Annotated in this window: 11 protein-coding genes; 2 read left to right on the top strand and 9 right to left on the bottom strand. The window is 72.2% G+C overall.

Annotated elements, in window-relative coordinates:
• Window positions 1–34 precede the first annotated feature (34 nt).
• From KVT44_RS00430 to hrcA, 7 genes are all read right to left on the bottom strand, one after another.
• Window positions 35–3,280 (bottom strand): S41 family peptidase, encoded by a 3,246-nt coding sequence (locus KVT44_RS00430; RefSeq protein ID WP_217565665.1) that lies wholly within the window; start codon window positions 3,278–3,280, stop codon window positions 35–37.
• Between the two features lie 45 nt (window positions 3,281–3,325).
• The gene (locus tag KVT44_RS00425) at window positions 3,326–3,907 is read right to left on the bottom strand and encodes a hypothetical protein (RefSeq protein ID WP_229888789.1); all 582 of its coding nucleotides are present in this window, start codon (window positions 3,905–3,907) and stop codon (window positions 3,326–3,328) included.
• A gap of 111 nt (window positions 3,908–4,018) precedes the next feature.
• Window positions 4,019–4,411, bottom strand: coding sequence for a VOC family protein (locus KVT44_RS00420; protein ID WP_190168822.1), 393 nt, complete (start codon window positions 4,409–4,411; stop codon window positions 4,019–4,021).
• 24 nt (window positions 4,412–4,435) lie between these two features.
• Entirely contained in the window at window positions 4,436–5,185 is a 750-nt protein-coding gene (locus KVT44_RS00415; RefSeq protein WP_217565664.1) for a 16S rRNA (uracil(1498)-N(3))-methyltransferase, read from the bottom strand.
• A complete protein-coding gene (locus KVT44_RS00410; protein WP_217565663.1) occupies window positions 5,182–6,270 on the bottom strand; it encodes a nitronate monooxygenase in 1,089 nt (362 codons plus the stop codon). Before KVT44_RS00410 ends, KVT44_RS00415 begins: the two co-directional genes overlap by 4 nt.
• Window positions 6,271–6,381: 111 nt before the next feature.
• Window positions 6,382–7,518, bottom strand: a complete 1,137-nt coding sequence (gene dnaJ, locus KVT44_RS00405) for a molecular chaperone DnaJ (RefSeq protein ID WP_054231959.1) — start codon at window positions 7,516–7,518, stop codon at window positions 6,382–6,384.
• Entirely contained in the window at window positions 7,519–8,541 is a 1,023-nt protein-coding gene (hrcA, locus tag KVT44_RS00400; RefSeq protein WP_075032705.1) for a heat-inducible transcriptional repressor HrcA, read from the bottom strand.
• A 226-nt stretch (window positions 8,542–8,767) separates the two neighbouring features.
• Between hrcA and KVT44_RS00395 the strand changes: the two genes are divergently transcribed.
• Together KVT44_RS00395 and KVT44_RS00390 are read left to right on the top strand one after the other, a co-directional pair.
• Window positions 8,768–9,553 (top strand): MBL fold metallo-hydrolase, encoded by a 786-nt coding sequence (locus tag KVT44_RS00395; RefSeq protein ID WP_190168825.1) that lies wholly within the window; start codon window positions 8,768–8,770, stop codon window positions 9,551–9,553.
• Window positions 9,554–9,584: 31 nt separating this feature from the next.
• Window positions 9,585–10,388 (top strand): DUF3097 domain-containing protein, encoded by an 804-nt coding sequence (locus KVT44_RS00390; RefSeq protein ID WP_217565662.1) that lies wholly within the window; start codon window positions 9,585–9,587, stop codon window positions 10,386–10,388.
• A 584-nt stretch (window positions 10,389–10,972) separates the two neighbouring features.
• Here the strand turns inward: KVT44_RS00390 and hemW are convergent.
• Together hemW and KVT44_RS00380 are read right to left on the bottom strand one after the other, a co-directional pair.
• The gene (hemW, locus tag KVT44_RS00385) at window positions 10,973–12,205 is read right to left on the bottom strand and encodes a radical SAM family heme chaperone HemW (RefSeq protein ID WP_099922707.1); all 1,233 of its coding nucleotides are present in this window, start codon (window positions 12,203–12,205) and stop codon (window positions 10,973–10,975) included.
• 104 nt (window positions 12,206–12,309) lie between these two features.
• Window positions 12,310–14,571: an ATP-binding SpoIIE family protein phosphatase gene (locus KVT44_RS00380; RefSeq protein ID WP_217565661.1), complete on the bottom strand. Its 2,262-nt coding sequence runs from the start codon at window positions 14,569–14,571 to the stop codon at window positions 12,310–12,312.
• Between the last annotated feature and the right edge of the window lie 16 nt (window positions 14,572–14,587).

Raw genomic sequence — 14,587 nt, 5'->3', positions numbered from 1 at the left:
TATCGGCCTCAGTAGGTGCGGGTGGGTGCCCGGATCAGAGCTCCGGCAGCGTCGGTGCCGCCTTCGCCGGGTTCTCCGCGAGCGCGGCCAGCGCGATCCGGATCGCCTCGTCGAGCTGCGCGTCGCGCCCGGCCGCGTAGTCCTGCGGCGCCTGGACGACCTCGACGTCCGGGTCGACACCGTGGTTCTCCACGCCCCACCCGTAACCGTCCAGCCAGAACGCGTACTTGGGCTGGGTGACGAGGGTGCCGTCGACGAGCCGGTACCGGCTGTCGATGCCGACGACCCCGCCCCACGTCCGCGTCCCGACGACCGGCCCGATGCCCAGCGCCTTGATCGCCGCGTTGACGATGTCGCCGTCCGAGCCGGAGAACTCGTTGGCGACGGCGACGACCGGTCCGCGCGGCGCGTCCTCCGGATAGCTGTACGGCCGCATCCCGCGCGGCAGGTCCCAGCCCACGATCCGCCGCGCGAGCTTCTCCACGACCAACTGGGAGGTGTGGCCGCCGCGGTTCTCCCGGACGTCCACGACCAGCCCCTCCCTGGCCACCTCGATCCGCAGGTCGCGGTGGATCTGGGCCCAGCCGGGCGCCTGCATGTCGGGCACATGGAGATAGCCGAGCCGTCCGCCGGACTTCTCGTGGACGTAGGCGCGCCGGTCCGCGACCCAGGCGTGGTAGCGCAGCGGCTCCTCGTCGGCGAGCGGGACGACGACGGCGTGCCGCGGATCGCCGCCGCCCGACGGGGAGACGGTCAGCTCGACCGGCTTGCCCGCGGTGCCGACGAGCAGCGGCCCGGGTCCGGCCACCGGGTCCACCGGCTGCCCGGCGACCGCGACGATCGCGTCCCCCGCGCGCACCGCGACGCCGGGCGCGGCGAGCGGCGCCCGCGCGTCCGGGTCGGACGTCTCCGAGGGAAGGATCCGGTCGATGCGCCAACTGCCGTCCTCGTGACGGGAGATGTCCGCCCCGAGCAGTCCCTGCGCCCGGTCGCCGCCGCCCCAGCCGCCGCGCGGGGTCACGTACGCGTGGGAGGTGCCGAGCTCGCCCTGCACCTCCCACAGCAGGTCGACGAGGTCGTCGTGGGTGGCGACCCGTTCGAGCACCGGCCGGTACCTCTCCAGTACGCCTTCCCAGTCGACCCCGCCCAGGTCGGGCCGCCAGAAGTTGTCGCGCATGAGGCGGCCGGTCTCGTCGTACATCTGCCGCCACTCGGCGGCCGGGTCGACGGTCTGGCGGACCCGGGAGAGGTCGACGGTGATGTTCGTGTCGCTCTCGTCGTCGTTCGAGGCGCGGCGGTCACTGGGGACGACCTTGAGCTTGCCGTCGGTCCACAGCAGGACGCGTTTGCCGTCGCCGCTGACGGCGAAGTGGTCGGCGTCCGCGGCGAGGTGCTCGACGCGCTGCTGGGCGAGGTCGTACCGCTCCAGTTCGGTCTTCGGGTCCGGGTCGTCCGGGGTGGCGCGGGAGGCGCCGAGGACTCCGACGACCGGGTGGCGCAGCCACAGCAGCCCGTCCTTGGCGGCGCGCAGGGTCGAGTAGCGGGCCGCCTCGACGGGGAACGGGACGATCCGGTCGGCGAGTCCGTCGAGGTCGATACGGGTGGTGGGGGCGCCCTCGCTGTCGGGTGTCTCGTCCTTGTCGGGTGCCTCGAAGGGGCGGCCGTGTCGCTGCGGTCCGAAGGGGGACGGGGTGGTCGCGGCCAGGGTGATCAGATGCGGCCGGGAGCCCCCGACGAACGCGAGGTCGAAGACGTGTTCGTCGTAGACGGGGTCGAAGGAGCGGGCCGAGAGGAAGGCGAGGTGCTTGCCGTCGAGGGTGAACGCGGGTGCGTAGTCACGGAAGCGCAGCGGGGTCGCCTCGGTCACCGACAGGTCTGCGGTGTTGGCCAGCTTGAGCTGGCGCAGCGGGCGCGGGCCGGGGTGCGACCAGGCGAGCCAGGCGGAGTCGGGCGAGAAGACGAGCCCGGAGACCTCGCCGTCCTCGCTCCGGTCGACGTCCCGTACCTCGCCGGTCTCCCGCTCGATGAGCAGCACCCGTCCGTCGTGCGAGGCGACGGCGGCGCGGCTGCCGTCGGGTGCCATGGCGAGCCCGAGGACCCGTCCCAGTTGTCCGGCGGCGAGCCGGCGCGGGGTCGCTCCGGGCGCGAGACCGGTCGCCGGGGCGAACTCCAGCGCGTCGTCGCCCGCCGCGTCCGTCACCCACACCACGTACTCCTCGCCCTCCACCCGGAAGGCGCGGGGCAGCCGGGCGCGCACACCGGGCCGGGCGGCGAGCGCGCGGGCCGGTCCGGAGCGGTGGGTGACCCAGTGCACGGCGCCGCGCACGGAGACCGCGCTGCCGCGTCCGGTGTGGTCGGGGGCGGCGGCCGAGAACCAGCGGGAGGCGCTCACGAGGTGCGGCTGCTGGTCGACGCGCTGTCCGCCGAGCCGCAGGTCGAGCCGGCGCGGCTCGGCGCCGTCCAGGTCGTCGAGGAGCCACAGTTCACCGGCGGACGCGTACACGACCCGGGCGCCGTCGGTCGCCGCGTGCCGGGCGTAGAAGCCGTCGATCGGCGTGTGCCGGCGCAGATCGGAGCCGTCGGCGAGGGAGGAGTAGAGCGCTCCGACACCCTCGTGGTCGGACAGGAAGGCGACGCGCTCCCCCACCCACAGGGGGTATTCGAGGTTCCCGTCCAGGTCCTCGTGCAGCCGTACGAACTCGCCAGCCCCCACTCCGTCGCCGCCGGCCCTGTCGATCCACAACTTGCCCGCCGTGCCGCCCCGGTACCGCTTCCACCAGGCGGCCTCGCGCCCCATGGGAGCGGACAGCAGCAGCACACCCGGATCGCCGTAGACCACATCGCCGACCGGCCCGTAGGGGAGGGTGGTCGCGGGGCCCCCGTCGAGCGGGACGGCCCGGGCCCAGCTGCGGCGCAGGCTGGCCTGGCCCTGGGTGCTGAGCGCGAGCACCTGCCCGTCCGGGGTCCAGCCGCGCACCTGGGTCTTCGAACTCCCCCAGTACGTCAGCCGCGTGGACGGTCCGCCCTCCAGGGGCGCGGCGTGCACCTCGGGCGCTCCGTCGCGGGTCGACGTCCAGGCGACGGTCGTACCGTCCGGGGAGATGCGGGGGTGGTTCACCGGCATGTTGTCGGCGCTGACCCGCCAGGCGCGACCGCCGCCGTCGAGGGGGGCGACCCAGACGTCGTCCTCGGCGGTGAAGGCGACCAGCTCGCCGTGCAGATGCGGAAACCGGAGATACGCGGGCGATACCGACGACGCGGACGATGCAGACTGAGTCACCCGATCACCCTATGCAGGGACAGCTCGGCCCGACAGGGGTTTGGATCACTTGCCCTGGGAGGGCCAGCAGGTGGGATCGCCCTTGCACCACATGGTCTTCGTCACCGTGACGGTGGTGGTGGGGCCCGGCCGGTGGTAGGTGGGCGCGCCGTAGGTGGGGGGCGTGTACGAGGGCGTGCTCGGGGCGTTGCAGTTGCCCAGTACGTTCACGTGGAACCACTGCTTGCCGCCGACCTTGGCCGTCAGGTCCCCGCGGACGCACTTGCCCTCGACCTCGCGGGTGACCTTCCCGGTGATGGTGATCTCCCGCCGGTCCTTGGTCTGCCCCCGGCAGTCCACCTCCACCACGGAGGGCGTGGAACTCGAGGCCGACGGTGTGTGCCCCGGGGTGTAGGCCTTGTTCCCGCCGCCGTAGGACCCGGTGCAGCTCAGGTACTGCACGTCGACGTGCTGCCGCTGCAGCTCCGCGGTCCCGGCCCGGTCGGTCGTGTACGCCACCGCGGAGGCGCTCAGCCCGCCGACCGGTTCGCACGCGGCCACCCCGAAGGCGCTCACCACGGCGAGCCCGGCGACCATCGGTCCCCGACGGCCCGTCACCAGTCGCCTCGCCAGTCGTCGAATACGCATCAATGCCCCCATAGACGGCAGAGTGCCACTGTCACGGGCGTCGCGGTAGACCCCATACGGCCACTACACACCCGCGGGCGCCCCCGTCGAACGCATATGCGTGAAACTCTGTCAGTTCCGCAGGAGGAGCCACTCCTGAAGTTCCACCAGATTGCCCTCGGGATCCTTGAGGTGGGCGACCCGCATCCGGTCCGTCATGAAGTCCGGGCCGTGCACGAGGACGGCGCCGCGCGAGGTGATGGCCTCGCAGTAGGAGTCGAGGTCGTCGACGCGCAGGACCACCAGGGAGCGGTGGCCGCTCGCCGAGTCGCCCAGTTCACCGAGTATTTGGGCCATCATCGCGCGGTCCTGGAGCGCGATGCCCGCCGAACCGACGGTGGGACTGAACTTCTCGTACGGTCCTTCGGTCGCGCCCGACTGGGGCTTGAGGCCGAGGACCTCCGCGTAGAAGTGGTAGCAGACCGGGAAGTCCGAGACGAGCAGCCGTACTTGGGCGAGTTCCAAGGCGTCCCCCGTGCGTGCGCGAGGTCAGGACCAGCGGCCGGTGCGCGCCATCAGCAACGCGGTCGCCACCGTCCCTGCGGTCGATGTACGCAGCACGGTACGCCCCAGGTGGCACGTCTTCGCGCCCACCCCGGTGAACAGCTCGATCTCCTCGGGGGAGATCCCGCCCTCGGGGCCGACCACCAGCACGATCTCGCCCGAGGTGGGGAGTGCGGCCGTCACGAACGGCTCGGTGCCGACCTCCGTGTCCTCGTGCAGCACCGCCGCGAAGTCGGCACTGGCCAGAAGTGCGGCAACCTGTTTGGTCGTCGCCGCGTCCGCGACCTCAGGGAAGCGCACCCGGCGCGACTGTTTGCCGGCCTCCCGGGCCGTGGCCCGCCACTTGGCGAGCGCCTTCAGACCCCGCTCGCCCTTCCACTGCGTGATGCAGCGGGACGCGGCCCAGGGGACGATCGCGTCGACGCCGGTCTCGGTCATCGTCTCCACGGCCACCTCGCCCCGGTCGCCCTTGGGGAGCGCCTGGACGACGGTGATACGGGGCTCTTCCGCGGGCTCCTCGCTGTACGAGTCCATCTGGACGATCAGCCGGTCCTTGCCCTCGGTGGCGACGACCACGCACTCGGCCCACCGCCCGGCCCCGTCCGTGAGGACGACGTCCTCACCAGGGTTCAGCCGCTTCACGGAGACGGCGTGGCGCCCCTCCGGGCCGTCGAGCACGTACCGTCCGCCGCTGCTCGCCTCGAAGTGCTCGACCACGAACACCGGTGCCGTCATCGGACCTCACCCCCCGCTTCCCCGGCGGCCGACAACGCTGTCCTGGCCGCCTCCAGCTCCGCGCTCAGCACCTCCACCAGCTGCCCGGCGGGCAGGTCGCGCGCCATGCGGTGCCCCTGCCCCGCCCACAGCGCCATGCCCTGCGCGTCGCCCGCCTTGGCCGCCGCCTTGCGCAGCGGGGAGGTGAGGTGGTGGACCTCGGGGTACGCGGCGGGCGCGTACGGGCCGTGCTCGCGCATGAAGCGGTTCACCAGGCCGCGCGCCGGCCGCCCGGAGAACGCGCGCGTCAGCTCCGTCCGTACGAACAGCGGGTTGGTCAGCGCCTGCTTGTGCACGGCGTTGGCGCCGGACTCCGGGGTGGCGAGGAACGCGGTGCCGAGCTGCGCCGCGTTCGCGCCCGCGGCCAGCACCGCGGCGATCTGGCTGCCGCGCATGATGCCGCCGGCGGCGATGATCGGGATGTCCACGGTCTCGCGCACCTGCGCGATCAGCGACAGCAGCCCTATACCGGTGCCGTCCGTCTCCGGGTTGTCGCGGTGGGTGCCCTGGTGGCCGCCCGCCTCCACGCCCTGCGCGATGACCGCGTCGGCGCCGGCCCGCTGAACGGCGAGGGCCTCCTCGGCCGTGGTCGCGGTGATCACGGTGAAGGTGCCGGCGCGGCGCAGGGAGTCCAGGACGTCGGTGCTCGGGACGCCGAAGTGGAACGAGACCACCGGCACCGGGTTGTCGAGGAGGACGGCGAGCTTGGCGTCGTAGCCGTCGTCACGGCCGCTGTCCGGTTCACCGAGTTCGGTCTCGTACCAGGAGGACTCACCCGCGAGCTGGTGGGCGTAGACCTCGACCGCGGCGGGGTCCGCGTACTCGGGCTGCGGCATGAACAGATTGACCCCGAAGGGGCAGCCCGTGAGCCCGCGCAACTGCTTGATCTCCTGGTACATGCCGTCGGCGGTCTTGTACCCGGCGGCAAGGAACCCGAGCCCGCCGGCCTCGGACACGGCGGCCGCGAGATGCGGGACGGAGACGCCGCCCGCCATGGGGGCCTGCACGATCGGGTGAGGGAGGAGATCGGTCAGTGCGGTGGACATGACGGCATGTTGTCACGTCCTCCGAACAAGTCCGAATCGGGCCTTCCGCCTGGCATAGGCCACCGGGATGGACGCTCGAGCGCCTGGGGGCGGAGCCCCCAGGAACACCCGTCAGCGACCGTTGAACGCGTCCTTCAGGCGCGAGAACAGCCCCTGCTGCCCGGGCTGGAACTGCCCGGTGGGCCGCTCCTCCCCGCGCAGCAGCGCCAGCTCCCGCAGCAACCGCTCCTGCTCGGGATCGAGCTTCGTGGGCGTGGTCACCTCGACGTGCACGATGAGGTCACCGCGGCCACCGCCCCGCAGATGCGTGACACCCCGCCCGTGCAGCGGAATCGACTGCCCGGACTGCGTGCCCGGACGGATGTCGACCTCCTCGAGACCGTCGAGGGTCTCCAGCGGCACCTTGGTGCCGAGCGAGGCCGCGGTCATCGGAATGGTCACCGTGCAGTGCAGATCGTCCCCGCGCCGCTGGAACGTGGAGTGCGGCAGCTCGTGGATCTCGACGTAGAGGTCACCGGCGGGACCGCCACCGGGCCCGACCTCGCCCTCGCCCGCGAGCTGGATCCGCGTGCCGTTGTCGACACCGGCGGGGATCTTGACGGTCAGCGTGCGACGCGACCGGACCCGCCCGTCACCGGCGCACTCGGGGCAGGGAGTCGGGACGACGGTCCCGAAGCCCTGGCACTGCGGACACGGCCGGGAGGTCATGACCTGCCCGAGGAAGGACCGCGTGACCTGGGACACCTCACCCCGCCCGCGACACATGTCACAGGTCTGGGCCGAGGTACCCGGCGCCGCGCCCTCACCGTTGCAGGTGGCGCAGACGACGGCCGTGTCGACCTGGATGTCCTTCGTCGTGCCGAAGGCCGCCTCGTCCAGCTCGATCTCGAGCCGGATCATGGCGTCCTGGCCACGCCGCGTACGCGACCGCGGACCGCGCTGTGACGCCGTACCGAAGAAGGCGTCCATGATGTCCGAGAAGTTCCCGAACCCACCGGCGCCGAAGCCGCCCGCACCGCCGCCGCCCGACTGGGACAGCGGGTCGCCGCCGAGGTCGTAGACCTGCTTCTTCTGCGGGTCCGACAACACCTCGTACGCGGCGTTGATCTCCTTGAACCGCTCCTGCGTCTTCGGATCGGGATTGACGTCCGGGTGCAGCTCGCGTGCGAGCCGCCGGAAGGCCTTCTTGATCTCGTCCTGGGACGCGTCGCGGCGCACGCCGAGTACGGCGTAGTAGTCCGTGGCCACTTACGACTCCGCCAGGATCTGTCCGACGTACCGTGCCACTGCGCGTACCGCTCCCATCGTTCCCGGGTAATCCATGCGGGTCGGGCCGACCACGCCGAGTTTGGCTACTGCCTCGCCGCCCGAACCGTAGCCGACCGAGACCACGGACGTGGAGTTGAGTCCCTCATACGCGTTCTCGTGACCGATTCGCACGGTCATGCTCGAATCCCCGGCCTCACCAAGCAACTTGAGAAGCACGACCTGCTCCTCCAGCGCTTCGAGCACCGGCCGGATGGTGAGAGGGAAGTCATGTCCGAAGCGCGTCAGATTGGCGGTTCCGCCGATCATCAGCCGCTCCTCGGTCTCCTCGACGAGCGTCTCCAGAAGAGTGGAGAGCACCGTCGCGACCGTACCTCGGTCCTCCGCCTCGAACGCGTCCGGGAGGTCCTGCACGAGCTGCGGGACGTCCGCGAAGCGGCGGCCCGCGACCCTGCTGTTGAGCCGGGCCCGCAGATCCGCGAGAGACGTTTCTCCGAACGGGGCCGGGCAGTCGATCATGCGCTGCTCGACCCGACCGGTGTCCGTGATCAGCACGAGCATCACACGGGCAGGGGCGAGGGACAGCAACTCCACGTGCCGCACGGTCGATCTCGTCAGCGACGGATACTGCACGACGGCGACCTGCCGGGTCAGCTGCGCGAGCAGCCGCACCGTCCGCCCGACGACGTCGTCCAGGTCGACCGCGCCGTCCAGGAAGTTCTGAATGGCCCGCCGCTCGGGCGCGGTCATCGGCTTGACGCCGGCGAGCTTGTCGACGAAGAGCCGGTAGCCCTTGTCGGTGGGGATCCGCCCGGCGCTGGTGTGCGGCTGGGCGATGTACCCCTCGTCCTCCAGGGCCGCCATGTCGTTGCGGACGGTGGCCGGGGACACTCCCAGCCGGTGCCGCTCGGTCAGCGCCTTGGACCCGACCGCGACCGGCTCGTCGGTGCCGACATAGTCCTGGACGATGGCGCGCAGCACTTCGAGCCTGCGTTCACTGAGCATCGCGCACACCTCCAGCTCTCGACCCCTCGGCGCCTCGCTTGGCACTCAGCGCGTGCGAGTGCCAGCATTCCCCGGCCCAGTGTACGGCCGGTGGGTACGGCCCCGGCAAGGGCGGCCCCGCGATCTTGTGCAAGGTGCACGGACGTACACCGACGTGTCCCGTGATGTCACACCGTCCCTGCCCGCGATGTCGTACCGTCCACGCTCTCACCGCTAGCGTCGGCGTATGAAGGTGACTTGGGAAGAGGCAGGGTGGGAGCGGCTGACACCGCGGGTGGGGCGGCGGCGGCTTCCGGTCTGGGACTGCACGGTCGGGCTGGTCGTGGGCGAGGGCGGGGCGCTGATCGTCGACGCGGGGTCGAGCCTCGCGGAGGGCGCACGGTTGCGCGGGGAGGCGCAGGCGCTCGCCGGCCGCCGTGTGACCTTCCTCGCGCTCACCCACCCCCACTTCGACCACGTCTTGGGCGCGGCGGCGTTCGCGGGCGCGGAGGTCCTCGTCGCGGGCGGCTCGGCCGAGGTGTACGAGCACGGGCGCGAGGAGCTGTACACGGACGCGGTACGGGGCGGGCTGGACGCGCGGGCGGCGGAGGACGCGGCGGACACCCTGGTGCGTCCCCGGCACTACGTGTGGGGCACCCGGCATCTCGAGCTGACCGGCGGCGTCGAGGTCCTGCTGGTGCGGACGGGCGAGGGCCACACCGCCCACGACCTCGTGGTCGTGGTGCCGGGCGAGCCGACGGTGGTGTTCTGCGGCGACCTGGTCGAGGAGTCCGGCGAGCCCCAGGCGGGCCCCGATGCCGTACCGTCACGCTGGCCCGGGGCCCTCGACAGGTTGCTCGAACTCGGGGGCGAGGACGCGCTGTACGTGCCCGGTCACGGAGCGGTCGTGGACGCCGGGTTCGTGCGGTCCCAGCGGGACGCGCTGGCCGCGCGTTTCGGCGTGTCGGGTTTCGGCGTGCCGGGTCTCGCCACGCCGGGTTTCGACGCGTCGGATTTCGGCGTGTCGCGTTGAGCGCCGCCGGGCTTCTCCTATCGTCATCCGAATGCGCCAGTACTCTCCGGACCTGACTCCGCCGTGGAAGAAGCCCAAGCCCGTGCCGGAGGTTCCGGCGGAGCCGGGCCTGGTGGTCGAGGAGCCGGGTACCGGTTTCTGCGGTGCGGTGATCCGCTGCGAGGCGGGCACGGTGACGCTGGAGGACCGCTTCGGCAAGCACCGCGTGTTCCCCCTGGAACCGCGCGGCTTCCTCCTGGAGGGCCAAGTGGTCACTCTCACCCGCCCTTCCTCCACCATCACCCGTCCCACCCGCACGGCCTCCGGTTCGGTGGCCGTCCCCGGTGCGCGGGCCCGGGTCGCCCGTGCCGGCCGGATCTACGTGGAGGGCCGCCACGACGCCGAGCTGGTCGAACGGGTCTGGGGCGACGATCTGCGCATCGAGGGCGTCGTGGTCGAGTACCTGGAGGGCGTCGACGACCTGCCCGCGATCGTGGCGGACTTCTCACCCGGCCCGGACGCCCGCCTCGGCGTCCTCGTCGACCACCTGGTGCCCGGCAGCAAGGAGTCCCGTATCGCGGCGTCGGTCACGAGCGATCACGCCCTGGTCCTCGGCCACCCCTACATCGACATCTGGGAAGCCGTGAAACCGTCCTCCGTAGGCATCCCGTCCTGGCCCCGGGTCCCCCACGGCCAGGACTGGAAAACCGGCGTCTGCCGCGCCCTCGGCTGGCCCGACAACACCGGCGCCGCCTGGCAGCACATCCTGTCCCGCGTCCACTCCTACAAGGACCTGCAGCCGGAACTCCTGGGCCGAGTAGAAGAACTCATCGACTTCGTCACAGCCCCGCACTGACAACACACTTCCTCGCCCCCGCCGCCCCTACCCGTCCCATCCCTGTGGGCTACGCCCCCAGACCCTCATCGGCCTGAACGGCCACGCCCTCAAACGCCGGACGGCCTGAAGACGCGCACCGGGGTGGGCGGGTCATCGGCCTCCGGCCTCGTCCTCAGACGCCGGACGGGCTGGAAGGCGTGGACCGGGGTGGGTGGGGTGCGTCCCCCGGCCTCGCCCTGGAACTCCGGACGACCCGAGGTCTTCAGCGGCGCGGGGAACTGCGCGACCAGCCCCCACCGGCCCGCAGCCGGGGATCCGGGGCGCAGCCCCGATCCCCCAGGGGCGCGGGGAACTGCGCGAACAACCCCCACCGGCCCGCAGCCGAAGAACAACGTGAGGCCGGGGATCCGGGGCCCAGCCCCGACCCCCCAGGGGCGCGAGGAACTGCGCGAACAACCCCCACCCACCCGCAGCCGAAGAACCCCGCTCGGCCGGGGATCCGGAGCGCAGCCCCGACCCCCCAGGGGCGCGAGGAACTGCGCGAACAACCCCCACCCACCCGCAGCCGAAGAACACAGCCGGGGAGTGGGGGCGCAGCCCCCTCAGTCCACCAGGTCTCGTACGACCGCGTCCGCCAGCAACCGCCCCCGCAACGTAAGGACCGCCCGCCCCTCGCCATACGCCCCGGATTCGAGCAACCCCTCCGACAACGCACGCCCCGCCGCCGCAAGCCCCTCCGCCCGCAGCAGCGACAACGGACACCCCTCCCGAAGCCGCAGCTCCAGCAGAATCCGCTCCACCCGCCGGTCCTCCTCCGAGAGCAGCTCACGCCCCGCCCCGGGAGACCGCCCCGCGGCCAACGCCCCCGCATACGCCCCGGGATGCTTCACGTTCCACCACCGCACCCCGCCCACATGGCTGTGGGCCCCGGGCCCGGCCCCCCACCAGTCGGCACCCCGCCAGTACAGCTCGTTGTGAAGGCACCGCCCGGCGGCGGAAGTGGCCCAGTTGGACACCTCGTACCAGTCGAACCCCGCCCCGGAGAGCACCTCGTCGGCGATCAGATACCGGTCCGCATGCACATCGTCGTCCGTCATCGGCACCTCGCCCCGCCGGATACGACGGGCGAGCTGCGTCCCCTCCTCGACGATCAGCGCGTACGCGGACACATGGTCGGGCCCGGCACCGAGCGCGGCGTCGAGCGAGGCCCGCCAGTCGTCGTCGGACTCACCGGGCGTGCCGTAGATCAGGTCGAGGTTCACATGCTCGAACCCGACCGCTCGCGCCTCCGCGACACACGCCTCGGGCCGGCCGGGGGTGTGCGTACGGTCGAGCACCTTGAGGACATGCTGCCGGGCACTCTGCATGCCGAAGGAGATCCGGTTGAACCCTCCGGCCCTGAGCGTCTCCAGATACCGCGGATCAACCGACTCCGGGTTCGCCTCGGTCGTGATCTCCGCGTCGTCCGCGAGCCCGAACTCGTCCCGGATCGCCCCCAGCATCCGTACGAGATCGTCGGCGGCCAGCAGCGTGGGCGTACCGCCGCCGACGAACACCGTACGAACGGGTCGCGGGTCGTCGCCGAGGACCTTGCGGGCGAGCCGGACCTCGTCGATCAGCGTGTCCGCGTAGTTGTCGCGGGAGGCGAGCACGCCTCCCGTGCCCCGCAGCTCGGTCGCCGTGTAGGTGTTGAAGTCGCAGTAGCCGCAGCGGGTCGCGCAGTACGGCACGTGGAGGTAGAAACCGAGGGGTCGCTCGGCGGCTCCGGCCAGGGCGTGCGCGGGCAGCGCCCCGTCGTCGGGGACGGGCTCACCGTCGGGAAGTGCGGAAGGCATGCCTTCCATTGTCCCGTACCCGGCCGCATACCCCTTTCCAGCCACTCACCTGCGGTTTCTCTCTCCCCCGCTCCTCCCGCTCTCCCCGCTCCCCCGACTCCGCCTTACTCCGTCCACTCCGCCTGCAGCACCAACAACGCCAGGTCGTCCTCCGGCGGCTTGCTGCCGAACTCGTGCACGAGCCGCCGGATCCGTTCCGCGACGAGCTCCGCGCTCAGCCCCGTACAGCCCGCGAGGGCCTCCGCGAGCCCTTCGTCGTCATCGAACTGGCGGGGCCCGCTGCGGCGCTCCGTCACCCCGTCGGTAACACACAGGACGGTGTCACCGGGGTACAGGTCGAAGGTCTCGGAGACGTAGGTCGCGTCCTCGAAGACCCCGAGGAGGGTCTGCGGCTCGGCCACTTCCCGTACGTCGCCGTCCGGGCCGAGAATCAGCGGCAGCGGGTGCCCGGCGGAGGCGAGGGTGCAGCGTACGCCGCCCTCGAAGGGCACCAGCTCGCCGTACAGCATGGAGAGGAAACGGGTCTGCGGACCCTCATCGGGGCCGAGACCCGGCCCGCCAGCCGCCACCAGCGCACGGGCCGCCGCGTCCGCCGCCTCCGTCGCGTCGTCGAGGAGGAGCTGGTTGAGGCGGTCGAGGACGTCCGCGACGTGGTAGCCCTCGCGGGCCAGCAGTCGCACCCAGGGCCGGGCGAGGCCGATCACGACGGCGGCCTCGGGCCCCTTGCCCTGGACGTCGCCGAGGACGAAGCACCAGCGTCCGTCGCCCGCGGGGAACAGGTCGTAGAAGTCACCGCTGGGTCCGCCCTTGTCGAGCGGCTCGTACACGAGGGCGCTGCGCACCCCGGGGATCTCGGCGACCGCGCCGGGCAGCAGGCCGCGCTGGAGGACCCGGCTGATGGTGGCCTGGCGCGCGTACTGGCGGGCCGCGCCGATGGCGAGGGCGATCCGTCGGCTGAGGTCCTCGACGAGCCCGGTGATCTCGTCGGGGAAGGCGGTCAGTCCGGCCCGGCCGATGACGAGGGTGCCGAGCGGCCGGCCACCCGCGATCAGCCGGTACGCGAGCGCCGCCCCGCTCACCCCGCCCGCGCCACCCTGTCCGTGCCCCTGCCCCTGCCCCGTACCTAACGCCTCCCCCGGCCCTGACGCCTCCCCCGGCCAGGGCACCGGCACCGCCCGGGACCGCACCGAGTCCGGCAACCGTGGCGGATCCTTCTCCAGGGCCTGCCGCAGCTCCTCGATCCGGTTCTCACTGCCGTGCCAGACGCGGGCGAGTCGGGGTCCCAGGGCCAGCCCGAGCCCACCCGCCCGGTCGGTGGCCTCGTCCTCCAGCCATACGGCACACCAGTCGGCGAGCCGCGGCACGAGGAGCTGCCCGGCGAGCGCGGCCACGAGGTCCTCGTCGAGCTGCCCGGCGAGCAGGTCGGAGGCCTCGGCGAGGAAGGAGAGAGCGCCGCGGTTGAGCCAGTCGCCGTCCTGTCGCGGCCTGTGCCGCTGTCCAGCAGCGAACGTCCCGCCGACCGGCCCCGTCTCTCCGACCAGTCCCGTCTCTCCAGCCAGTCCCGTCCCGCCCGGCAGTCCGATTCCGTCCGGCAGTCCGATTCCGTCGGCCAACCCCGAACCGGCGGACAGTCCCATGGCGTCCGTCATTCCCGGCCCGACACCCCTCCCCCCATCGGCACCGAACCCACCACCCACACTCAGCCCACGCTCAACGCCCAACCCACCACCAACACTCAGCCCACCACCAACACCCAACCCACCTTCAACACTCAGCCCACCTTCAACACCCAACTCACCCTCGACACCCAACCCACCCTGAACACCCAGCCCCTCCTCACCCAGCCCCCCGTCCACAGGCAGCCGCGCCCACACGGTCTTGACCCCGGTCCGATACGTGATCCCCCACGCCTCCGACAGTGAGGCGACCAACCGCAGCCCCCGCCCGTACTCCGGTGTGCCGTAAGCCCGTTCGGCCGACTCCTCGCGTACCGCCCGCGAGGGATGGTGGTCGGAGACCTCGACGACCACCGCGCCCACCGCGCCGCCGTCGGTGATCTCCAGCCGGCACAGCAGCTCGACGTCGGTGCCCGCGTGCACGACGGCGTTGGTGACGAGTTCGCTGACGACCAGGACGGCGTCCTCGGCGAGGCGCTCGCGGACGATCTCGGCGCCGGGCAGGGCCAGTTCCCCCCAGTCGGCGAGCGTCTCGCGCACCATGCGGCGGGCGGCGCCGGGCGCGAGCGGGGTGCCCGGCAGCGCGGCGCGCGCCATGGCTTCCTGACCCACGCGGTAGTGCGCGGGCGTACCAGGGGCGAGCGCCATGGAGTCCGGTTGCGACTCCCGTTGCGTCGGAATGGCCCCCACTGTGCGGCTCCCTGAG

The sequence above is a fragment of the Streptomyces sp. GbtcB7 genome (assembly GCF_019091445.1).
GTDB lineage: Bacteria > Actinomycetota > Actinomycetes > Streptomycetales > Streptomycetaceae > Streptomyces > Streptomyces mirabilis.
This window is presented reverse-complemented; position numbering and strand designations above follow the sequence as displayed.